Below are 23,078 nucleotides of genomic sequence, written 5' to 3'. Positions count from 1 at the left end.
TTCTGTAATCAGTGTGCTTTTGAGTATTTAGTCGGCCCTGAAAAAATCATAACCAATTGTTTACCTTGATAATATCTCTATTTTTAATAGAGAATTTCGACCAGAGTTGATAAAATTAATACTCAATTTCTGGTCGAAATTTACTGTTTATGCTCCCCAATAGCCCTGTTGATTCAGCTCAAACCGGCTTCTTCGATATTGCCAATCAACTGAATGCTAATCACCCTTTACTGGCACTCGGTCGTGCGATTGACTGGTCATTACTCGAACATGAGTTCAAGCCGCTTTATAGCGCCAGAGGCCGAAACGTAAAGCCCATCCGCCTGATGAGTGGTTTGCTCATGCTGAAACAACTCTACAACCTCAGTGATGAAGCGGTTGTCGCTCAATGGCAGAATGAACCCTTACTATCAGGTTTTCTGCGGTGAAACGAGCTTCCAAACGCAGCCTCCCTGCCATAGCACGGAATTGGTGAAGTTCCGGCAACGATTAGGGGAGCAAGGGGTGGGGCGGTTGTTTGAGCTATCCGTCGCGCTACATGGCGATGCCGCCGATGATCCCGTTGTACTGGTCGATACTACCGTGCAGGAAAAGGCCATTACCTATCCGACAGATACTAAACTGGCCATCAACATCATCAACCGCCTGAATAAACTGGCAAAGAAGTACGGCATTCAACAGCGCCGTACCTTTATTAAAGAGGTAAAGGCATTACGATTGGTCTGTCGCCACTTCCGTCATGTCAAACGCCGTAGTAAAGCCAAAAAGGCCTTGAAACGATTACGTACTATCGCGGGTATTCTGTTGCGCGAGTTACGCCGTAAATTGCCGGATAGTCTTCTGCAAAAAGAAACAAACAACTTTGACCTGTATGAACGGGTGTTAGCACAACAACCCAAAGACAAGCATAAAATCTACAGCCTGCATGAACCCGGTGTTTATTGTGTCGGTAAAGGAAAAGATCATAAGCCTTATGAATATGGCAGCAAGGCTTCGGTTGTGGCGACACTTAACCATCATATTATTGTCGGTGTAGCGAGCCATGACAGTCACGAGCATGATTCAAAAACATTAAAGACAGCTCTCGCGCATGCCGAACAGTGCCGGCAGCGTCCGATAGAAACTGCCGTGGTAGATCGAGGTTATCGGGGCTCAAAGCGCTCAGTGGAGTGTGAAGTCATTTTACCCAGTGCGCCCTTTAAGCGTGATAGCGTCAAAGAGCGCCAGCGTAAAAGGGGCTTATGTCAGCAACGATCTGCGATTGAGCCGATCATCGGTCATTTGAAACATGATTATCGTCTTTCTCGAAACTGGCTTAAGGGTCACCAGGGAGATGCTATCAATCTTTTAATGGCCGCCTGCGCGTGGAACTTAAGGAAGTGGATGATCGCTTTCTTTTTGTTCGAATGTAAGGATGAAGTGTGGATGCTGTTAATACAACGAGATGTGGTATGGGGTCATGGATGGGTGTGGGCTCACTTGCGGTAAAGGAGCCCACATTTACGGTGTATGATAAAATCGGTATTTTTTAGGGCCGACTAATTACCCAGAACACAAGTCAGGGTTGATGTACGAATAAATAAGGAAAAAGTCTACAGTAATCACTCTGCTAGCAATTTTGTGTAATACTTATATCCAAATGTATTACGATCACAACAAGGATAGGAAAATTTCATGGAAGTACTCATCTCGTTTGAAGGGATTGCCGTTTATTGTGCAGCTCTGATCTTCTCCGCATTCTTTACCTATATTCGATTCACACAACGTATAACGCCTCTTATTACTGAGCTTAAACAAGCTACTCTTGAAATCAATAAATCAGAACGTGATAAAGAGGCGTTTCCAGCACGTTACTATGAGTTCAAAGAGTGGATGGAAGAAACCACGTATCTGAAAGATAGCTGGCGTGAATTTGAAGAAACATTACTTCTTCCTGGTAGTGATTATGACGATGATAAAGAAATCATTTTAAACACTCGCCCCACTGGAACATTTTTCAACCAGCGTAATATTCTGCGGCATAAAGTGAATATGCGGTTCTATAACACATTCCCTAATATTCTCACTGGTATTGGTATTCTCGGTACATTTATTGGTTTAGTTGTGGGTATTTATCTTGCCGCTCCAGGACTAGATTCAGAAGAAATTAAAGACGCGAAAAAAGCGCTTAGTTTTCTTTTAGATGGGGCGTCATTGGCATTTATAACTTCAATATGTGGTTTGGGTACGTCACTAGTATTCTCTTGGTTAGAAAAAATGCGAATACATGATTTTGATAAAGCATGCTTCATTTTAGTAAGCGGTATTGACGCCCGAGTTGAATATTTTTCAGCAGAACGCCTAGCGAATAAAGCGTTGCAAGAATCTAAAAGACAAACTTACTCTATGGAAGCCTTTGCCGATGATTTAGCTGTTTCAATGGCGGGTGTAATTGAAAAAAATGTTTCTCAACCAATGATCCAAGCAATAAACGATTTAAAAGATTCGCAGCAAGCAACAAGTGATGAAACGCTAGAACGATTAATTCGTGAGTTCTCTGAGTCGATCTCGGGAGCCGCTGGTGACGAGATGAAGGCTTTCGCAACAACCATCGAGACGATGAACAAAGCCCTGTCAGATCAGGTCACTTCATTGTCCGAAGGACAGCAGGCAATGCAAGACACTTCCAAAAAGGCTGTCGAAGAAATGATGACTGCTATGGCCGATGGTTCTTCTAAAATGAAAGAGGAAGTTAACATAGCCGTTACGGATCTTATTGCTGGGGTTAAAAACTCTGTTGATTTAGTTACGGATAAGCTTTTGTCAGCAGCTGAACAGTCAGCGACTCAGATGGAAAAGGCTACTGCTAATTTTGATTCAGCTTTGGATAAACTTTCTACAGCTGTTAACGAAATAGGTGATATTGAAGTCGCTACTCAAAAACTACTCGATGGTCTAAATCAAGCACTGTCTGGTACAAATGTCGCCATAGAGTCTGTGAGTAGAATAGGCGAACATTTGTCAGCAACGTCAACCAAAATGGAGTCGACGGCAGATAAAATCCTCCAGTCGACAGATAAGGTGCTGGATGCCAGCGACCAAGTTGACCTAATAGTTAACAATTTGAAATCTATGAATTCTGATATCAAAACATTATGGGAGTCTTACCATGATCGCTTTGATGGTGTTGATAAATCAGTAGCGACCCTGTTCGAAAAATTGCAGGAAGGTTTGGCAAATTATGCCCAATCAACCAACGACTATGTCCTTGGTCTGGATCGTCATGCCGCTAAGGTAGTGCAAGAACTCGCTTCGGCCACAAAAGAGCTCACCGATACGGTTGAGGTTATCGGCGATTCTATGGAAGAGCAACGCGCATTACTTGCTCGCAAGGTAATTATGCAAGATAAGGTGAATGAGGCTCTTGCATGAGTTACGAGCAAGACTTCATGGAGGATGAGGGGGCAGGTTATTTAATCTCTGTCAGCGATATGATGTCAGGACTACTTTTTATTTTCATAATCACATTAGTCGCTTTCATCATACATTTTCAGGATGCCAGTCAGAAAGAAATTGAAGCAATGATGAAGCAGAAGAAAGAAGCTTTGACTCTCCATGAAAAAATCAGACAACAAAGTGAAGATGCAGCAAAGCAAACAAAAACACTTAATGATGCGATAAAACAGCAACAGGAGATTACAGAAAGACAGGAGCTAATCGTTGAAAAGTTAACTAGCTCTAATGATATGAGAACAGAGCTCCTTATTGCATTACAAAAAAAGCTAGATGCTGCAAAAATTTTAGTACAAATTGATGCACAGCATGGTGTGCTACGTCTTACTGAAAAAGCCATCAGATTTCAATCAGCAAAAGACACGCTTGATCAAACGAATCTAGCCAACCTACAGATAATAGGAGATGTTTTTTCTGAGGTACTGCCTTGTTACAGCAGTGCGCCACCGAGTGGCCATCAATGTGCTGGAAAGATAAATCTTAAAAATCAGTTAGATGCAGTTTTTGTAGAAGGTCATACGGATAACGTGCCCATGTCGTCTCGACAGTATAAGGACAACTGGGATCTTTCTGCACAAAGAGCAATTCGCACTTTCCGTTTACTGGCTCCGCCTAGACCTCTATTAAACTCTATGATTAATACAAGCGGGCAGCCTATATTTTCAGTTAGTGGCTATGGCGATGGTCGTCCTGTACAAGGACATGAATACTCTGAACCTACTGCGGACGCTGCTAATCGTCGTATAGATCTTCGTTTTATTATGACACCGCCATCTTTGGTCAATGCTCAAAAGGCTGTAATGGAACAAGGTGTCCGCTAATGTATACCAGAAGAGCTACTGAAGATTTTGATTTCAAGCCTCTTAAAGACGGCCCTTCATTACAGCATTCGCAATTGAAATTAACGGCTGAACGAGTGTCTAATCAGTTGTTTTTTTCTGAACTGAAAGAACCAGAGAATAGGAGTGTGCTTGAGGTTTATAATTACTTATTGAGATTATATTCTGAGCAAAAAAACCTCAATAACCTACCGTCTCGCTATGTGGCTACTACTCCTTGGGCGCTATTGATCCCCCTGGTGGAGGGACAACAAGAGCTTGCAGCGTTACCAGGATTTCTGGATCTATATTTCAAGTTCTTACTAGAACGAACACCAAGATCAGTACTTCCGCCTCTTATTCACGTTTTTCTTTTTTATTACCCAGTAAAAAAAAGCTATTTCGACGAATTTAGAACCAACATACAATCGTTACTCAATGTAATTTCGTCATTGCGCGCTAATAAACTTCGGGAAGAGTTATCGAGCTCTGGCTTTCTATCAGGAAAAGGGCACACAAAGCTGGTAGCTGATCTGAAAGATACCCGATCAATATCAAGAACCCTTCAGCTTTATCGTTTAACAGGGGCACTTGAAAAAAGCCAATTCACCGAATTCTGCTTTGGTCATTTTCTAACAGAGGTAGGCGGTCTACTAAATCAACAAAATGAGCAGAGGGAATTAGACTTCGTTAACGACTTGTTGGGATTTATTTCCGATGGGAAGAATATGGATTTTCCTAGTCTTAGAGTTCAGATAGCTGATTCATTACTCACACCGTTTCAGTTTCAACAACCCTACAAGCCTGTCCAAGAGCGATTGAAAGACTTTTTCATGGATCAGTATGGCGACCCACGTTTGAATGTATCGAGATGGGTAGGGGTATCCGATAACAGTATGTCTGTTATTCGGCAGTGGCTTGTCGAAGATACCTTGGAAGACTTCTTTGCATTGTTGAGTCATGTTGCACGTAATGATCCTATGGCAGATCGACATTGGGCTTACCGAAAGCGTTTCTGGCAGGCTTATTTACGTAAGGGATTTATTTCAGAAGCATGGGTGGCGTTAGGGTCGAATGCGAATCTGGCTGCCAGCGAATTTTTGGGAGCAAACAAATCTCTTTATGCGAGTTTACGTGCAGCGGACAGTAAGCACAGCTCGCTTATAATGAAGATTGGCGATCTTGTCATTACCGAGTGGAGTCATTCGGGTAGTTATCGTGCATGGCATGAGTTTAACAATCCACCAAGGTTTTATCGCTCACAATACACTCGCGATGACTTAATTAAAGCACCTGACTTTGAAGGTGCTCACCATGGTAGTCAAACTGGCGGGTGGCAGAAGAAACTATCCGACATTATCCAAGACAACACAGCTTTAAGAGTTAGCCGCAGCGAGTATATGCATGACTAAAAAGGCAGAGTTGAATTGGGTCAGATCAAACAAGCAATTCATTTTTACGCTTGTTTACCAAGGCCACACGGTTCCCGTTGATGAATGGGGGCTATTTGATATTGTCCATGCTACGGGTAGTGCCAATATTTCTTGTCTCTTCAGAGAGCTAGAACAAGGCTCAGCCTATAGGACAGCGGAAGAACAGATCATCTGTGAAGATCAGTTTATTGCTAGTTTAACCGAGGTTGAAATTATGCACCTTGGATTATCATCACCATCACAGTGTCGTCTGCAAATCAAAGGTCAGGGGTTAATCAGTCAACCTGGATTCACCCTGCAATATAAATTGCTTCGCAGTGATGGTCGCCCCTATATGGGTGTGAAACGAAATGGAGTCGTGTTAGAGGCAGGGGGCAAAGAATTACTTATTTTAGATCCTATATATACCCTGATAGAAAAAATTGATGCCTACAGAATATCTCCTGCTGAGGATCTAGATGAGCGTTTTGTCCGATGGGGTGAAGTACAAGAGTTACTACCAGAAGAAACCGTCATAGAAGGTCGGCTTAGTCATATCACCATCTGTAGGGCGGACCGAATAACATTAGATGTTAAGCCTTCTGGTAGATTTGAACCCGTACTTATCAAACCTAACGCAGATAAAGATCTCGATATTCAGGGACAGTCTGATGTAGAAAACGCTATCCCTACCGCTAAACAGAAAGAGTTCGAAAAGCAATTTAGTAACAGGCAGCAAGTGAGGTCCAATTATGCTGTTGGCGGCGGTACCTATGTAGTATTACCTCCGAGAGTTGTTAACGTCCTTAAAGTCATTAGACACTATCAGACACAAGACCGAGATCGGCGACTGGCCTTCATTGCAAACCCCCATCAATTCATAAACGAAGCTTTGCAAGAAGGAGTCTCACAAGACGAAGATCTCGATTCGTTATTTGTAGAGACCCCTGAGTTTGTAAGCCAGCGTATAGAGTGTATTGGTGTCTGGGAGCCAAAAATATGCGCCTACAAAGTTGAACGTAATGGAGACTGGCTACCAGAAGATGGTGAGAGGCTCTTTATACCGCTGGGCGACTTACTCATCCAGTTATCTGTGATTGATGCTAAAAAACTACTGATAATTATCGCGGAAGCACTTGATGCTGAAGTCCCCGTTATCGTTTTTAACGAGCAAAAAATACCAGCTAACCTCGAAATAAAGAATCAACTTATTCATTTTTTAAAGCCTTTCGAAGAGCTGAAGGAAGAAAAAGCTCCTGGCACCGTGATTGCGCCAATACTCAAGGATAATATAGAAGATGTTGAGTTTAATGTCCTGACAAGTAGTCCGCGTGCAGGGCTGAGCCTCGAGCCAGAATTGCTAAAAACAAAGCCATTATATCCATACCAAAAGCTTGGAGTTAGCTGGTTAGCTGATCATTGGTCAGTAGGGTCTCTTGGGGCATTGTTAGCAGATGACATGGGCCTGGGTAAGACTCTTCAAGCATTAACGTTTCTGGCGCTGTTACAAGAATCAATGCGGGCAGGCAAAACACCAAACAAACCCGTTTTAATAGTCGCTCCGTCTGGGTTACTAAAAAACTGGATGGATGAGGAGCAGATGCACCTTCATCGACCTGGCTTAGGAACACTATTTGAGGCATACGGACCAAACCTGAGAACTTTCGCAAAGCGCAGTATGATTGAGCGCAACAGCATCGTTTCACAAGCGGGCTGGGTGATGACAACATATGAAACCTTACGGGATAAAATCAATTACTTCATCTCGATTGAATGGGCAGTGGTTGTTTTTGATGAAGCACAAAAAATAAAAAATCCTAGCTCTCGAAACACCGAAATGGCTAAATCGTTATCCTCAGACTTTACTCTGATTGTCACAGGAACCCCTGTAGAGAATGAACTTAAGGATTTGTGGTGCCTCATTGACACAGCACAACCAGGATTATTCGGCTCATTGAGAGAGTTCCATAATCGATATGTTGTGCCTGCCGAGTCAGACCCCACAGAAGCAAGAGCACTTAAAAATATACTGGTAGAACAAACTAAACCCGCGCTAATGATGCGGCGTATGAAAGAAGACCATCTTGAAGGTCTCACCGCTAAATACCTGCATGACATGCCTATTCCTATGCCCAAGCTTCAAGCAGAAGCTTATGAAGGAATTATAAAAGATGGGCAGCGTCTACGTGGGACACCTGGTGGAATGCTCAAAATTATCCAGCAGATGCGACGCGCTTCTTTAGTGGCAGAAAACTTTGATGAAAATGGCATTAATGACGGGGTTATCAGACGCTCCGCTCGTCTTTCTGGGGTCATAGACCTCCTCGACAGCATTAGCAAGAAGAATGAAAAAGTTTTAATTTTTGTCGAGCAGTTGGATGTACAGGAGCATCTTTCTACGTATCTCCAGCAAAGGTTTCAACTGCCAAAGCGACCAATGACGATTAACGGAAAAATTGATGGGGTTACCAGGAAGAAGTATGTCGATGTTTTTCAGACAACTCGGTTAGGTGAGTTCGATGTTATGTTGCTGTCACCTAAAGCAGGTGGGGTCGGGTTAACAATAACCGCTGCTAATCACGTCATACATTTATCTCGTTGGTGGAACCCTGCGGTTGAAGATCAAAGTACTGATCGGGTATTTCGTATCGGACAAAAAAAACCAGTGCATGTATATTTCCCAATGGCGATCCACCCGACTTATCAGCAGCGATCGTTTGATGCAAATCTACACCGTTTATTAACCGCAAAAAGGGAATTAAGCCACAATGCGTTACTATCAGGCTCTGCAACTAACGAAGAAATAAAGCAGCTTTTTGAAGACAGTCTTGAAGAAGGTTAGAGCGTAACTATTATTACTAAAGGTTGCTTTCAATCCTACAGGATGGGGGGACTGCTTTTTTTTTAATCCAAGGTATTCGTATGGTTGTATTTGGCGCATGTAATACTCAAATGATACAAACGTAAGTTGTTTAACCGGACTATTTACTAACTGCTACAAGGAAAAGGCTATTCAATGGATTCTGATACTTCTTATTGGTTTGTAGGTGCACTTTGGGGCGGAAACGGTGATCAAACCCAGCGCTTCATATCCCAAGGCATCTGGGAAAATGGATATGACGACAAACATCTAGATCTTGTTAAAGCAATCAAGCCTGGCGACAAGATAGCAATCAAAGCGGCTTTCACTCAAAAAAACGATTTGCCATTCCAAAGTAAAGGCTCTACAGCTTCTGTGATGGCTATAAAGGCACGTGGTACCGTTACTAGTAACGAAGGTGATGGCCGGTTAATTCACGTAGATTGGGAGCCTCTAACGCCTGAAAAACGGGGTAAAACCAGAGGTAACCTTAAAGCCTGAAGGGAAGGAGGGCTAGGTACAAATGCCATTCAAATCAACCTTTAATTAATTTGGATCAAGTAGATTAAGGAAACTATGATTACGAATTCTGCATCGATAGACTTCTCTAAGCAGGCACAAGCGCACTACGCTACTACACCTGTGATTATTTTAGGCAGCGGGGCCTCTGCCGCTTTTGGTATGCCAGGGATGTGGGATCTATCCCAGCACTTGATCAAGCATGTCGATCCGTCGATTGTGCCCCCGAAAGATCAAGAAGAATGGCGTAAGTTCTGCGGATTATTGGATGAGGGGGTTGATCTTGAAACAGCTCTTCATCGTGTACATCTATGCGAAGGTCTGACCAATTCTGTTGTAAAGGCTACTTGGGAGTTATTAAACCCAAGTGATATCAATGTCTTTAACAAGTCACTTAACGATAACGGTTTGTTTCCTCTTGGGACATTACTTCGATCGATGTTCAGAAGCACGCGTAAAGCAGTTGATGTAATCACAACTAATTATGACCGTTTAGCGGAATACGCTTGCGAACAGGAGGGGCTTCATCACTACACTGGGTTTTCACACGGTTACAAACGAACACTTACAGATGCAGAGCATTTGCTAAGCCAGAGACAGGTAAATATCTGGAAAGTACACGGCTCTTTGGACTGGTATAAGTCTCTTGAGCACGTTGTATGCGCGCTTCCAAATTTATTAGAAATGCCTGAAGGGTATGAGCCGATGATTGTTACACCTGGGGCGGAAAAATACCGCATAACTCATGGTGAACCATTCAGAACAGCAATCACTCGATCAGATCGTGCGATTATCGGTGCAAATTCCTACCTTTGCATTGGCTTTGGTTTTAATGATCAGCATATACAAGAAAAACTGATAGAAGGCTGCATACAGCATAAGAAACCCGTCACAGTGATCACCTATGGATTGACTGAAGCTGCTAAAGAATTTCTTTTTAATCAAGGGGTGATCAACTATCTGGCTATTGAGCGCGGCGAGCATGACGATCAATCTGTAATCCATAGCTCTTTGGCAGATAAACCGTTACGTGTAGAGCAAAACTTGTGGTCAGTTGCTGGCTACTTAGGACTTATTCTTTAAGGAGGAAGACATGTCATTATTTGATTACCAAGATGCGGATGCCTTAGGCAAGGTTACTTCAGTCGATACAACCAATGTGATCGTCGACGTCGCAGATCTAGAAGCTTTAAAAGGGTTGCAGGTAAACCGATTGGCCGTTCTTCAAAGCAGTAAGCTCGGCCAACACTTAGTCGGCTTAATTACACAGGTCACTCGAAAAAAACTCACCAATATTGATGATAGCCAGCCTGAGGCTCAAACAGAGCTGAATTTGTGCAAGGTTGCTCTGATTGGAACGTTATTGGACCGTGATGGCGAAAACCATAACGTCTTCCGTAGAACTCTTGAAAGTGTCCCTGAAATTGATGCAAACTGCTTTGCTATGGAAGGAGCCGCCCTGACTAGTTTCATGCGTGTTATCGCCCATGCAACCGCAGATGGCAGTTCACTAACACTTGGACGGTATACATTGGATGATCAGGCGATCGCATATCTCAATGGCAATAAGTTTTTCCAACGCCATGCCTTCATTGGAGGTAGCACTGGGGCGGGGAAATCGTGGACTACAGCAAAAATCATTGAGCAAATGGCGGCCCTTAGAACGGCTAACGGAATTGTTTTCGACCTTCATGGAGAATACGCACCACTCCAAACTGATGGTATCAGCCACTACAAGGTAGCTGGCCCTGCTGATATTGAAGCTGGCCGCACTATTCAAGATGGTATTATCCATCTTCCATATTGGTTACTCTCCTATGAGGCTCTAGTCTCATTATTCGTTGACCGTAGCGATCAAAATGCACCGAATCAAGCCATGATTATGGCGAGGGAAATCAATGCCGTTAAGCGAGATTACCTAGAGGCGGGTGGTTATCAAGACGTTCTCGATAATTTCACCGTTGATAGCCCCGTACCATTCGACTTAGATGCGCTACTTAAAGCTCTCAACGACATAAACTCTGAGATGGTCGATGGGACTAGAGGGGCAAAGCAGGGGGAATTTTACGGTAAGCTAAGTCGAATGATTTCTCGACTTGAAAACAAAGTATTAGATCGCCGTTTAGGCTTTCTCTTTCAAGGTGGAAAAAACTCACTGCGCTTTGATTGGCTAAACGAGATTAGCAATGCGTTACTCGGAGCCACTAGCGAAAATAAAACGGGCGGAGTCAAAATAATCAATTTCTCCGAAGTTCCCTCAGATATCCTGCCTCTGATCGTATCTCTAGTGGCACGGTTGGCTTTTTCTGTGCAGCAATGGACGCCGTCAGATCTGCGGCATCCCGTTGCTCTTCTTTGTGACGAAGCGCATCTGTATATCCCGCAGCGTACTCAAGCCGATGCAGCTGATGATATTTCTATTCAAATATTTGAGCGTATCGCCAAAGAAGGCCGTAAGTATGGTGTCAGCCTGGTGGTGATTAGCCAGAGGCCTTCAGAAGTTAATAAAACCATGCTTAGCCAATGCAGTAATTTTGTTTCTATGCGCCTGACAAATGCAGAAGACCAGGCTGTCGTAAAGAAACTGCTTCCTGACAGCCTTGGTGGATTCGCAGATATTCTTCCAACGCTCGACACAGGCGAGGCGCTTGTTGTGGGCGACGCAAGTTTGCTTCCTAGCCGCATAAGGATTGATGAGCCAATTAACAAACCAAACAGCGGTACGATCAATTTTTGGGATGAGTGGCAAGATGACGTGCCCGAAGCACGACTAACTACCGCGATTGATAACTGGCGAAAGCAGAGCATACAGTAAGGGCAACCTTACACAGAAGAGGGGCTGATAGAACACCTGCTATTAGCCTTTTCAGCCAGCTGAACTGAAGACAGTGACCTGCTGGAACGTGAGTTTTGGCGAAGCGGGGAAGCAGGGGAAGCAGAAGGGGAACCCATACGGATGTAATTTCAAAATGCGCTGAGTAATCTTAACTGACTGTCCGTGAAAACAGGGTAAAACCAGATAAACCAAACGGGGCATTATCACCGAACAAACGCTGTAGATGCTACCAGCAACTCGACTAAAGGTTATCAATAGATTTTCGTGATGGATAACTCATTTCGTCTTGTACTAATTAGGAATTATGATGCCGAAACAACAGGATGTTGGGGTAAGAATCGCAAGCTTTTATGAACTGACGAATGCCCATTGCCCTTTGGCGCTTGACAGCTATCAACGCGCTTATGTGTGGGGCGAGAAAAAAATCGTTCAATTGCTAACAGATTTTCAACAGTTTATTGAAGCGCAAGCTACACAAAATAAAAATTCGTACCCACCTACTCACTATTATATGGGAAGTATATTGCTTCATAAGCACTCAGGTGCTGATGGTATTAGTTGCTTTGTAATCGATGGCCAGCAACGGCTTACCAGTTTAGCGATAATGTATTGGCTATTAAAAAATGAGCTGCCTAATCACATCCAGTTTTGTTTTCGCTCGCCGCGCTCTATGGTCAACATTAAAAAGGCCAAACAGACCATGCTGGCGTTATTAGAAAAAAATGCATTAAGCGTAAAGATATTTGATGTTCTGCGCTTTACTGTGATCACCGTAATGCGCGAAGATTTAGCCTTTACTTTTTTTGATACGCAGAACAATCGGGGAGTGCCTTTAGGTGGAACCGATCTGCTAAAAGCATTTCATCTACGTGCTATTCACAGCGATAAAATAAACTTGGTTGAACAATTACAAAGCCATTGCGCTCGACGTTGGGAGCAGGTGCAGACACAAGGCAGACTGGGCCAATCCAACTTAGGTAACGACTTTGCCCCTGAGCTTTTTCACTATTATTTATGGCGCAGTCGTAACTGGACGGGGACAGACGTTGTTGAATTAGAGAGCCTTGATGAGTTGCTCATCCATTTTGGAGATCGTAGTGCTGAGGCCGAAATTGGTGAAGTAGTGTTATACCCCGCAAGCAATAATCAATGGGGTAAACAATTACGATTAACGGCCAATAATGATTACATGCTGCAACCTAGTACTTTCAATATTGGTAATAGCGCAGCTTACTTACCGTTTGCGTTGCGACAACCGATCAGTCGAGGGGTTGGATTTTTCTTGTACGCCGAGAAATACTCCGCGCTGCTAAATTTATTGCTGAATAGTCAAAGCCCTGATCCTGAAGTCCGAGCAATGCAGGTATTTTATGAACAAGTAGTGACAAAGCTTTCCGCATATTTGCAAAGCCTATATCGCCTGGCACTGCTGGCTTATTTTGATCGTTTGGGTAGCAAAGGCTTATTGTCGTTTGCTTTGTGGTTAAATCATCGCTTTGGTGCAATTCGATTACGGCAGGCGGATATTCGCCGCGAAACCCCGTTAAAATTTTTACGCGATGCCAAGCGTAATCTTTTAGATGTAATTGCCTTCGCCTACCGTGGTGAAGACGTTATTCAGTACTTGAAGCAAGTTGATGTCAGTAAAGCCTATGCTGATAAAAACGGTTGGCTTAATGAAATTGTATCGGGCCGCCTAGTGCAGGAGCGGTATGCAGCAGCTTTGGCAAAATACTATAACGTTGAAGCCTTGACCTCTATAGATAAACGTATCGACGATACAGTTGAAATCAAATTGGCTGAACAGGGAGGTAAGCATGACTGAATTTCGTTCAACACTGATCACCTTGCAGGATGTAATCAATAATCATTACTTTTTTAACATTCCAATCTACCAGCGTTTGTATGTTTGGAAGCGAGAGCAGATTCATACCCTACTTGATGATATTTTTCAGGCCTACGATGAGAGTAAAAATGAGTTTTACCTAGGCGGTACTCTGGTGATAGAACGTGACTGCCAACAACGCAACGATGGTCAAACTGAATATTTATTCGACTTGATTGATGGCCAACAACGTTTTACCACCTTATGGTTAGTAAGCGTCGTTTTAGGGGAGCAGCTGACGGAGTACAGTCAGGGGCGATCTGAGCAAGGTCTGCGCCCTAGAATTGGCTTCGCCATCCGCCCGCAAGTCACCGATTTTTTTGCTCGTATTTGTCGAGATGAGAGCGCCAGTTTGCCCGAAGCACGACAGTTAGAAGACGCTTTGCAAGAAATTCGTGCGTTTATAAATAATTATCAGGAAGAGAATATCAGCTTAGATTTAGCTGCACTTTCAGTGTTCATTCGTGACAATATTCAGCTTGTTTTAACTCGTGTGCCTAAGAATACAGATCTAAATAAGTTGTTCGAGGTTATCAATAACCGTGGTATTCAGTTGCAGCATCATGAAATTTTAAAATCAAAGTTATTAGAAATATTGCCTAAGGATGATCAAAATTGTTACGGTCAACTTTGGGATGCTTGCGCGGATATGAATGGCTATGTGGAGCGACACCTTCGCGCCGTAACAAAAATTGATACCGTTACATTATTTGAAGATCAAATAGACGGCACTGAAAAGTTAGCTATAGCGTGCAATGTCATTGCAACCCTCCAGAAAAAGCAACAAACACATTCACTGCAAGAGTTAACCCTTGAAAGCATTCTTAATAGTGAAAATACCTTTACGGTGAATGATGACGCTCTAATCCGCGAGGATGAGGGTAATCAACTGCCTGATAGAGTAAACAGTATTATCAGTTTTTCTATGCTATTACAGCATGTGTTGCGAATTTATTTGCACGAACATCCTAAATTAGCTGAAATGGATATCGCGAAAGTATCTGACAAAGATTTACTGCTGATCTTTAAGGAGTATTGGTTAAAGAATAAACCTGATGCTACTCAAGTAAAGCAGTTTATTGAGTTGCTTTGGGAAACCCGTTATCAGTTCGATAAGCACGTGATCAAATGGGTATTAGTCGAAGAAGAGAAGGTTCATGCCATTCGTCGGCCGTATGTAAATCGGAGCAGTAACAAAGGCAAAGCATATTTACAACGTTATACCACTGATGCAGCCCCTGATTTTGCAGCACTACAAAGTATGCTTTATCACTCGCAGCAAATGACCACACAGTATTGGCTAACGCCTTTATTGAATTTCTTATTGAAGCATGATGAAAAGTATGCAGAACTTTACTTACAGCATTTGGATAATCACTTATTATGCAGTGAGCCAGATGCATCGTTAATCCAGCGAACTCGCCGCTTTTTGGATAATATTTGGCATACTGAAACCTTACTTAGTGCTAACGACAGCTTAAACAAAAAGTTTAAAAATGGTACTCAATATCCTCATTATTGGTTTTACAAATTGGAGTATGTACTTTATTTACAAATGAAATCAGACTCTAGGCGTAGCCGCTTAATTGATAGCTTCCGTATGACAGCTAAAAATTCAGTTGAACATATTGCACCACAACACCCTGAAAATGAAATGGATAAAGTAGAAGCCGAAGTATTGCACTGCTTTGGAAATTTGGCTTTAGTTACTCGCAGTATTAATTCTGAAATGAGCAATAAAGGTTTTGGCATTAAGCGAGCAGAATTTTTACATCGTCACCAAGGTAAGGGGGTATCGCTGAAGCTAGAACATGTATTTGAGACTGAGCAATGGCTAAAGCCTGACATACAAGTTCACCAGGATCAGATGATTCAATTATTTGATGATTATATGAAGGATGTGACGGTGCAGGTCGGCACTATAATCAGCAGGTAAATTTAATGGATCGATTATCAGGCTTCAAATGCATATAGCTTCATTCCTTGATAAAAGTTGATCGATCACTTTAGCCGCTTATCGATGATTTGATTCCCGCATTGTGGCCTTTCTCAGCGTAGTAATCTACTCCGAGTGTTTCACCTGTAGTACACTGATTTCCAAACAAAATTGAGGCAGGGGACGCTTCATCTGGTTATTCCCCTGCGTATCAGAATTAAGGCATACGCATTAATGGATAACTTTTCTCAAACAGCTGCATTTATCTGGTCAGTAGCTGATCTTCTTCGCGGTGATTTCAAGCAAAGCCAATACGGTCGTGTGATTCTGCCTTTTACTCTGTTGCGTCGTCTTGAGTGTGTATTGGAAGCAGACAAACAAGCGGTTCTGGATTAGCTGCTGTGCGGCAGATTAAATGCGTGCTTAGATGAAATGACAAGCCAATAAGCTACGGATGTACGTTACATGTAGCGGTACTTTATCCACAAAAAACTATTCTCCAAGCCTGTCCGTCCGGAGATATCCGCACGAAGATCTCTGTATACAATTAACCGAAGCAAGCACACAAAAATGCAAACGCAGTATATCTATTATATTTACGTGGCGACGCTGAATGACGAAGAAGGAATTTTCCTAGGGTATTAAACCATGGGAATTTGAATGGCATCACATTCCACGCAGCGGTAGATTACTCTCAAAAAAATATTCTTCGAGGCTGTCCGTACGGAGTGTAAATAAACGCTGTGTTTACAAATGTTTGGAAAACGTAGTTTAGTAAGTATGTACTGAAATCAGCTACAGCTTAGATAACATGCTGGGTAGAGCTTTTCCAAACTTAGGTAAACCGAGTTTACGTTTACTGTGGAATTCACAAACAATCGATTTCCATTATTTAATAGAATAATATTCAATTTAACATAATATACATTATGCGAAGTTAATATTATAAGAAATATGACGGTAATTTAGAGCTTACAGAAACAGCAAGTGCCTACTAACTAATTGCATTTAAAATCATTTAGTTCCCTAAAACCGAGCAAAACAGATCTGATAAATGATGGAGAGATCAAACGAATTGGATAAACACTGGCTAAAGGCAATCAAGCGGAAACATCAATCTTTGCTTTGTATGGGAATCACGAGGAATATCATGCGGTGGAAATTTACAGAAAGGAGTCTAGAATCAAGTCTTCTAATCAGGGAGATATTGAAATGGGTATTCAGGACAGAGAGTGGTATCAGGAAGCGCAAAAGAACAAACATAGGAAGCAAAACAGTAATCAATGGAGTACCACCAACCATAATAATAATAACCCATTTAACAAAACTACCCTTTTGTATCTTTCATTGTCCATAAACGTGATGCTTGGCTTTGCACTTTACTACATAGTTTAAATAATAAGGCTCAATTATGAGCCTTATTAATAATGTTTGTCCGCTTCAGTATGCGAGCCAGAGCCGCTAAGAATAAAGTTTTGCGTGCTGTGTATCACTGAGCAGCACGTACGGCACGGTTTTAATAGCGGCTAATTTCGCTGTGAATCACTTCTTATAAGACGCTGCTAAATGATCGATTGGTTTTGTGGCTGCTGATTCGTGTCGCTCCACTCGCGTGGTATGCAGGTATTGTGATGTGGTGTCGATACTGTCATGGCCGGCATCTGCCTGGACGTGCGATAACGGTCGTCCGTTGATATTGATGTCATGTGAGATTCCGGTGTGACGTATGCTGTGCGGTGTCATTTGTCGCATTTCAAGTGCGTCTTGCTCAAACCCTTCATTGTGTGCCGCGTTGGCTGCCAGGTTAACAACAGCGCTGATTTGTTCGCGTAACTGGCGTATCCCTAAGTTGGCATTTAATAAACCGGTATCGCGGCCACGTCCTGCAGCACGGTGGCGAATAAATAATGGTGTATTTTCATTGGGTGCCGGCAATAAGCTTAAGCCAAGAAATCGCCGATAGCGTTGCAGTGCTTTTAGTAATTGATTTGATACGGCTACGGTTCGCTTTTTACCGCCTTTGCTGCGCGGTATATGAAACCCCCAGACCGCTGTTTTTGAATCACGCCTGAATTGCCCCATGACAGGTGAAAACCCTGGGCGTGCAGCTGCTTCTGAAATACGCAGATAGCAGCTGTACATTAAGCTCATCAAAAATAGCGTACGCTCATGTATTTCTGGTTCAGATTCGGCTAGTTTCAGCGATGTTGATATAACATATGACCACTGCAATTCGGTAAATGAACGAACTTCTTCATCATCTTCTTTCATCACTAAATTCTGTGAACCTGACTTGAAACGTCCATTTTTCATCAGCATCATTGCGGGGTTTCGCTCGGTGTATTCCTCATTAATCAGGTAACTGAAAAACGATGAGAGTATTGCCAGCTTTGTCTTTAGGGCCTTATCTGTGATTTTATAGGGCTGTTCGACTCCCTCCTGTTTTTTGCCTAAAAACTGACGCCAGTCAGGATTAGGCACACGTTCCTCAATATCTTTATCCATTACAAACTGCGCTACATTACGATAAGCAATTAAGTGTGTCGGCGGTTTCGTGCAGTAATCGATATATCGCAATAAGATGCGCCGCGTGATGTCAGCAACGGATACGCCTTCTTCAATAAAGCTCCAATAAAGAAAGGTGGTTAATTCGCTTCGATAAGTTTTGTAGTTATTCTCGCTATGTCGTTGTTCTAGCAGCCAATCTACCGCGTGTTCATAGAGTAAAGCGGCATCATTAACCTGATGTATTGTGACGTTAGCAATGAATTGATTAACGGTTGGATTGCCATCTTCCAGATGCTTAATGGAATCAAATAAAGGCAGTGCCGGAGGTAAGGTTTGCATCAATGTTACACCCGAATAATTTAAACTAGTATAACAAAAACAATACTTTATATGCGAATGCCGATAAATAGCATTATCGGCATCACAAGATGATATTAGCTGTTCTATTTGCCATTAAGTATGTCGCTAACGTGATCCACACATTCGCCGCAACGAGGCTGTAAACCATGAACAGCAAAGATTTCACGATATTCAGTTTCTCCGAAATTAATAGATTCTTGTATATCGTTTATAAATAAGTCATTACAGGTACATACTAATGTTGGGTCTTTCTCTTTACGATCGGCGTTCATGAGACTTTCCGGATAAACCTGGTTAAAAATGTATCTTATAAGTATTTTTTATTATCTGCAGTGAATTCGATGCAATTACATTGGTTTCAAATTCATACTCATTCTTATCGCTCAATGACTTTGGTCACTTTAATTAGTCTGTTTTTGTACATTGGGTATGGTAGGCCCACAGAGGTACTTACAAACAAGTTGCTCCAACACACCCGCTTTTTCTAATCGTAAAATACTTGCATTCATGTCGTTAACTATTTCTTTTTCTAAGATATTTACACGAAAAGATACCGCATTAGAGGCATATGGCAGAGAGATTTCATAATTCAGATTGTGCTTGCGCTGATAATATAGTGCCACCTCCTCTTTCATTAAACCTATGTTATTCCAGCCCCGGTGAACGCGTTGTGCAATTTGCCATTCATTGGTGAAGTCTTCACGGATAAGGTTATCAGGAACGGTATTACCACGAACGGTCGCTACATGCTGTCCTGCCAGGTCGTTGAGGATAAAGACGGGGAACGACAGTTCGGGGCGATAAATAATGACTTCATTTATCACATTAAATGGGCGAGTGAAGATTGATACTTTTTTTAGTTCTGGCCTATCTTCAATGTTATCTTTAACGCCCATCTCTATATCAATCTCACCCATTTCAAAATGCCGTCTTAAGCGCGCTTGCGATAACGGCACAAACACTAAAGACCGATGCAGGTCGGCAGCCACTAAGCGCAGAGTGTCTGGATATATACCTTGATACTCCCCTGCTTCATCTAGCCAAAAAAAAGGAATTTGCCCTAGGGTAGGAATACCGACCCGCAATGAGTCAGCTAAGCTAACATTAGTGAATAACAGTAAGGCTAGCGTAAAAAAAGATGATTCTAGTCGTCTCAACATGGCACATAAGGACATATTTTTTGAAATCTCTATGGTAGTCTTAAAAAGATACTATCCTAGTAAATCAAAATAAAAGACTCTTTTCATGCCAGCATCATTTATATGTCTGTGATAACTGCGAGTGCCAAGCTTTTAGAGCCTGTTTTTCAGTTGGCCCAACATTATCGGATGGAGCCAGCCATGGTGCTGAGCTGTGCTCAATTATCATCCGAGGAGTTTGCCAAGCCCGGCGCACGTTTCCCCGCTGCTTATTTTAGTCATGTATTACAAGCACTGGTGCATGCATCGAATAACCCTCGGATTGCATTAAACCTTGGCGAAGCAACCCAACCCCGGTTACTCGGTTCTATCGGCTTTATTATGTCTACGGCGCCTACGTTAGATAAAGCCTATCAGACACTGGTCGATTATTTCCCGCTGCTTTTCGAAGGCGCCGTGTTACAGATGGAGCAAACGGTTGAAGGTACGCTACTAACTATTGAGATGAACCAACCCGATCTGCAAACGATCGAATATTTTCTTGCATGTCTGGTAAATTGGCCCCGATGGCTAACCGGCCAACAAGTCCCTGTCAGCTTTGTCCATCTGACATTTCCTGAACCGGAAGACATCCAACCCTATCAGCGTTTTTTTGCTGCTGAGGTTGAATTTGATGCACCCTCTAATCAAATATTATTACATAGCCAATATCTGACGCACAGTTGCTTAGATGCCAATGCTGAAATGCATCAGTTGCATCGCGAATTTGCTGATTCTTTACTCAGTAAATCCAATCAACAGAGCGCCTTGGTTGCACAAACCCGTCACTTAATACGCCAGCAACTTAATGAAGGTGGTGGTTCTGTACGCCGTGATCAGGTAGCCGCCAGCGTTGGGCTAAGTTTGCGGACACTGCAGCGAAAATTAGGTGCACTGGGAACCAGCTTTCAGGATATTTATGATCTGACTCGCCGTGAAGTTAGCTTACAGCATATCCAGCGAGGGCAACTCAGCTTTGGTGAGATTGCTTTTCAGCTGGGGTTTTCTAATCAATCGGCTTTTCAAAAAGCGTTTAAACGCTGGATGGGCGTTCCTCCCAGCACATATCGTCAGCAAATTAGCCCGGTGGTTTTTGCTGATACGGTAACGCTCCCCGCTCAAAAGCCAAGTGCTAAAGCCTGGCTGGAAAAAGATAACATTGAAGAACAGATAGATGCGCGAATTACGTCCTTAGGCGGTTCTACCTTAGAGTTGCTCAAATGCGCATCCTTGTTAGGCGACAGGTTTGATCTGATTGAACTCGCAAAAGTAACAAGCAATCCGGCAGCACGCGTAGCTATCCACCTTTGGCCTGTTGAGCAGGCCGGACTCATTGAGCCTGAACTACAGATAGCACCCGAGACAGCACTAGAGACAACCAAGGAAAATACCAGCAGCGATGACCTGGCCAGTTACGCTTTTACACATAAGGCTATTCGCAATGTACTGCATGAGCGAATGACGGATTCTGTCATCATGCAATGGCATTTGCTCATTGGTCAGGCAAAGTTCACCTCTCTATCATCTCCGCCTTTTTCTCTTGAGCAGTTAAGGCCTGTCCTTTTTCATTTAAATAAAGGTGCATTTTCAAGCGGGCAGTTATCGGATAGCTATCTTATACCAACAGATTTACAAGCATTAAATATAATGGCTGCCGATCTTGCTGAGCAGCACCTGGATTATCAAAGCGCAGATGCATTCCTTGGATTTGCGCAACGCCAGTCAGCCGTGAATGATGAAAATCACAAAACTAAACTGTTGCTGCAACGTATTCGTGTGTCGTTATTGGCTGGTAATATAGAAGTAGCAACACAGTGTTTACAGCAGCTTCCTGCCCAGATGTCGATTGAAGAGCAGATAAGTGCGGCATTGATGCAGGCTCAGATATACCAGCACCAGGGTTTACATGCACAGTCATTAATTTATTTACTGAACAATCTGGCAACACTGGATTCTCCCCTGCCTGATAATGAGACTGAACAATTATCGCTTCTGTTGATACAGCTGTCAGATATCAATGTTCAATTTAACGCTCTGCCCATAAAAGACATGAATGAAATCTGCGATCAGAAGCAACTGCTCAGATTACATTTATTAGAGCAGATCAGTTTAGTCGCACGCCAACAAAGCAACCCTTTATTGGCAGCGTGTGCTATCGGTCGAATGACCATATTGAGTCTTGAACATGGTCGTAGCTCTTTAACCGCCTTTGCTTTTGTTAGTTATGCGTGGGTGGCTAGTTGGTTTTGTGCGGATTATGCATTGGCACAAAGGCTTGCTGCGCAAGGGATGATACTGGCTCACGAGTACGGAGCACTAGCTGCTCCGCAAAATCACGAAAGCCTTATCCAACAGCATGAGGCGGCCATCAGTGCTGTATTGCGGCATAGCAGTCAGGTTCTACATTGGTTCTCCCCTGTTGAGAACGCTATTTCACAATTGCAGCATGTTGACCAGGTTGCCACTGAGCAAAGCCAGTGGTTAATTCAAAGTGAATGCCGATTAGTGCAGCATCAATTAATGTTTTTTTCAGCAATTCCTTTAAGTAAACAATTACACCACTGCCGAAAAGATCAACAGCAGATGATTGATCAGGCCCAACCGTTTCAGGCAACACGGTTAACTGATTCAACACTCATATTGCTTGAGTATTTGCACGAAGAAAAGCCGTTCCCAGGCTGGGTGCAATACCAGCATGGCTGGCAAGCCGTCAGCACTATCCTGGGTGCCCTGTTATTAGATAAACAGTCACTATGGCCTGAGTTATGCTCGTGGGAAGCATTATTTGAAAATGAACTTGCCGGATATTTCTGTGTAACAGAAGCGCTTTTCTGTACGGCCATGATGCGATTAATTCAGGCGCAACAACAACACGCACTGAGCCGTCGTCGCCGTATTGAAATAGAGCATATAGAATTACGTCTGGAGCTTTGGGCCAGACATTGCCCCGAAAACTTCAAGGGACAATGGCTATTACTCCAAGCAGAAAAAGCGCGCCTTGAGGAACAAGGAACCTCCTCTGAAAATAAGCCTCAGGAAAAGCCCTCTATATTATTTGAACAAGCGTTAAAGGCAACAGAGATTCATGCGTTTGGATTTCACAAAGCGCTTTGTTATGAACGTTATGCCGACTACTTACACGATCAGGGGCAATTTCGTCTTGCACGGTTTTGCCTGAATGAAGCGAGTTATCTTTATCAACAATGGGGGGCGAGCGCAAAAGTAAATCAACTGCGACAGAGCCACATTTTACTGGCAATATAACCGCCGTCTA

The 23,078-nt window shown here is 42.9% G+C and carries 16 protein-coding genes; 13 read left to right on the top strand and 3 right to left on the bottom strand.

What is annotated here, in order from left to right:
- The first annotated feature begins 149 nt into the window (after positions 1 to 149).
- The 12 genes from BM099_RS20550 to BM099_RS08910 all read left to right on the top strand — a co-directional run bounded on the left by BM099_RS20550 (position 150) and on the right by BM099_RS08910 (position 16,154).
- On the top strand, positions 150 to 428 hold the full coding sequence (locus BM099_RS20550; protein WP_198064116.1) for a transposase: 279 nt from the start codon (positions 150 to 152) through the stop codon (positions 426 to 428).
- Positions 370 to 1,488 (top strand): IS5 family transposase, encoded by a 1,119-nt coding sequence (locus BM099_RS08960; protein ID WP_342351365.1) that lies wholly within the window; start codon positions 370 to 372, stop codon positions 1,486 to 1,488. Before BM099_RS20550 ends, BM099_RS08960 begins: the two co-directional genes overlap by 59 nt.
- Positions 1,489 to 1,674: 186 nt before the next feature.
- A complete protein-coding gene (gene zorA, locus BM099_RS08955) occupies positions 1,675 to 3,411 on the top strand; it encodes an anti-phage ZorAB system protein ZorA (protein ID WP_090726952.1) in 1,737 nt (578 codons plus the stop codon).
- Positions 3,408 to 4,313 (top strand): OmpA/MotB family protein, encoded by a 906-nt coding sequence (locus BM099_RS08950; protein WP_090726950.1) that lies wholly within the window; start codon positions 3,408 to 3,410, stop codon positions 4,311 to 4,313. Before zorA ends, BM099_RS08950 begins: the two co-directional genes overlap by 4 nt.
- A complete protein-coding gene (locus tag BM099_RS08945; RefSeq protein ID WP_090726948.1) occupies positions 4,313 to 5,722 on the top strand; it encodes an EH signature domain-containing protein in 1,410 nt (469 codons plus the stop codon). Before BM099_RS08950 ends, BM099_RS08945 begins: the two co-directional genes overlap by 1 nt.
- Positions 5,715 to 8,564, top strand: a complete 2,850-nt coding sequence (locus BM099_RS08940; protein WP_090726946.1) for a DEAD/DEAH box helicase — start codon at positions 5,715 to 5,717, stop codon at positions 8,562 to 8,564. The genes BM099_RS08945 and BM099_RS08940 overlap by 8 nt, the downstream gene beginning before the upstream one ends.
- Positions 8,565 to 8,738: 174 nt before the next feature.
- Positions 8,739 to 9,083, top strand: coding sequence for a hypothetical protein (locus tag BM099_RS08935; RefSeq protein ID WP_090726944.1), 345 nt, complete (start codon positions 8,739 to 8,741; stop codon positions 9,081 to 9,083).
- A 75-nt stretch (positions 9,084 to 9,158) separates the two neighbouring features.
- Positions 9,159 to 10,184 carry an SIR2 family protein gene (locus BM099_RS08930; RefSeq protein ID WP_090726942.1) on the top strand — a complete coding sequence of 342 codons (1,026 nt, stop codon included), beginning with the start codon at positions 9,159 to 9,161 and terminating at the stop codon, positions 10,182 to 10,184.
- A gap of 10 nt (positions 10,185 to 10,194) precedes the next feature.
- Entirely contained in the window at positions 10,195 to 11,916 is a 1,722-nt protein-coding gene (locus tag BM099_RS08925; RefSeq protein ID WP_090726940.1) for an ATP-binding protein, read from the top strand.
- 328 nt (positions 11,917 to 12,244) lie between these two features.
- Positions 12,245 to 13,762 (top strand): DUF262 domain-containing protein, encoded by a 1,518-nt coding sequence (locus BM099_RS08920; protein ID WP_090726938.1) that lies wholly within the window; start codon positions 12,245 to 12,247, stop codon positions 13,760 to 13,762.
- Positions 13,755 to 15,758: a DUF262 domain-containing protein gene (locus tag BM099_RS08915; protein WP_090726936.1), complete on the top strand. Its 2,004-nt coding sequence runs from the start codon at positions 13,755 to 13,757 to the stop codon at positions 15,756 to 15,758. The genes BM099_RS08920 and BM099_RS08915 overlap by 8 nt, the downstream gene beginning before the upstream one ends.
- Positions 15,759 to 15,992: 234 nt before the next feature.
- Entirely contained in the window at positions 15,993 to 16,154 is a 162-nt protein-coding gene (locus tag BM099_RS08910) for a type I restriction-modification system subunit M N-terminal domain-containing protein (protein WP_232348950.1), read from the top strand.
- A 1,146-nt stretch (positions 16,155 to 17,300) separates the two neighbouring features.
- On the opposite strand, the gene BM099_RS08900 is transcribed toward BM099_RS08910, so the two are convergent.
- The 3 genes from BM099_RS08900 to BM099_RS08890 all read right to left on the bottom strand — a co-directional run bounded on the left by BM099_RS08900 (position 17,301) and on the right by BM099_RS08890 (position 19,786).
- Positions 17,301 to 18,605 carry a tyrosine-type recombinase/integrase gene (locus BM099_RS08900; protein WP_090726930.1) on the bottom strand — a complete coding sequence of 435 codons (1,305 nt, stop codon included), beginning with the start codon at positions 18,603 to 18,605 and terminating at the stop codon, positions 17,301 to 17,303.
- A 104-nt stretch (positions 18,606 to 18,709) separates the two neighbouring features.
- Positions 18,710 to 18,898: a (2Fe-2S)-binding protein gene (locus BM099_RS08895; protein WP_090726928.1), complete on the bottom strand. Its 189-nt coding sequence runs from the start codon at positions 18,896 to 18,898 to the stop codon at positions 18,710 to 18,712.
- Positions 18,899 to 19,027: 129 nt separating this feature from the next.
- Positions 19,028 to 19,786, bottom strand: a complete 759-nt coding sequence (locus tag BM099_RS08890; protein WP_232348951.1) for a substrate-binding periplasmic protein — start codon at positions 19,784 to 19,786, stop codon at positions 19,028 to 19,030.
- Between the two features lie 102 nt (positions 19,787 to 19,888).
- On the opposite strand from BM099_RS08890, the gene BM099_RS08885 reads away from it, so the two are divergent.
- Positions 19,889 to 23,068, top strand: a complete 3,180-nt coding sequence (locus BM099_RS08885; RefSeq protein WP_090726924.1) for an AraC family transcriptional regulator ligand-binding domain-containing protein — start codon at positions 19,889 to 19,891, stop codon at positions 23,066 to 23,068.
- The last annotated feature ends 10 nt before the right edge of the window (positions 23,069 to 23,078 follow it).

Source organism: Neptunomonas qingdaonensis (assembly GCF_900113275.1).
Taxonomy (GTDB): Bacteria; Pseudomonadota; Gammaproteobacteria; order Pseudomonadales; family Balneatricaceae; genus Neptunomonas; species Neptunomonas qingdaonensis.
Note: the sequence above shows the minus strand (reverse complement) of the source record. Positions and strands in the feature narration are given on the sequence as shown.

Coding starts and splice junctions, on each gene's coding strand:
- BM099_RS20550 (WP_198064116.1), top strand. CDS start 150: ATGCTCCCCAATAGCCCTGTTGATTCAGCTCAAACCGGCTTCTTCGAT.
- BM099_RS08960 (WP_342351365.1), top strand. CDS start 370: ATGAAGCGGTTGTCGCTCAATGGCAGAATGAACCCTTACTATCAGGTT.
- zorA (WP_090726952.1), top strand. CDS start 1,675: ATGGAAGTACTCATCTCGTTTGAAGGGATTGCCGTTTATTGTGCAGCT.
- BM099_RS08950 (WP_090726950.1), top strand. CDS start 3,408: ATGAGTTACGAGCAAGACTTCATGGAGGATGAGGGGGCAGGTTATTTA.
- BM099_RS08945 (WP_090726948.1), top strand. CDS start 4,313: ATGTATACCAGAAGAGCTACTGAAGATTTTGATTTCAAGCCTCTTAAA.
- BM099_RS08940 (WP_090726946.1), top strand. CDS start 5,715: ATGACTAAAAAGGCAGAGTTGAATTGGGTCAGATCAAACAAGCAATTC.
- BM099_RS08935 (WP_090726944.1), top strand. CDS start 8,739: ATGGATTCTGATACTTCTTATTGGTTTGTAGGTGCACTTTGGGGCGGA.
- BM099_RS08930 (WP_090726942.1), top strand. CDS start 9,159: ATGATTACGAATTCTGCATCGATAGACTTCTCTAAGCAGGCACAAGCG.
- BM099_RS08925 (WP_090726940.1), top strand. CDS start 10,195: ATGTCATTATTTGATTACCAAGATGCGGATGCCTTAGGCAAGGTTACT.
- BM099_RS08920 (WP_090726938.1), top strand. CDS start 12,245: ATGCCGAAACAACAGGATGTTGGGGTAAGAATCGCAAGCTTTTATGAA.
- BM099_RS08915 (WP_090726936.1), top strand. CDS start 13,755: ATGACTGAATTTCGTTCAACACTGATCACCTTGCAGGATGTAATCAAT.
- BM099_RS08910 (WP_232348950.1), top strand. CDS start 15,993: ATGGATAACTTTTCTCAAACAGCTGCATTTATCTGGTCAGTAGCTGAT.
- BM099_RS08900 (WP_090726930.1), bottom strand. CDS start 18,605: ATGCAAACCTTACCTCCGGCACTGCCTTTATTTGATTCCATTAAGCAT.
- BM099_RS08895 (WP_090726928.1), bottom strand. CDS start 18,898: ATGAACGCCGATCGTAAAGAGAAAGACCCAACATTAGTATGTACCTGT.
- BM099_RS08890 (WP_232348951.1), bottom strand. CDS start 19,786: ATGTTGAGACGACTAGAATCATCTTTTTTTACGCTAGCCTTACTGTTA.
- BM099_RS08885 (WP_090726924.1), top strand. CDS start 19,889: ATGTCTGTGATAACTGCGAGTGCCAAGCTTTTAGAGCCTGTTTTTCAG.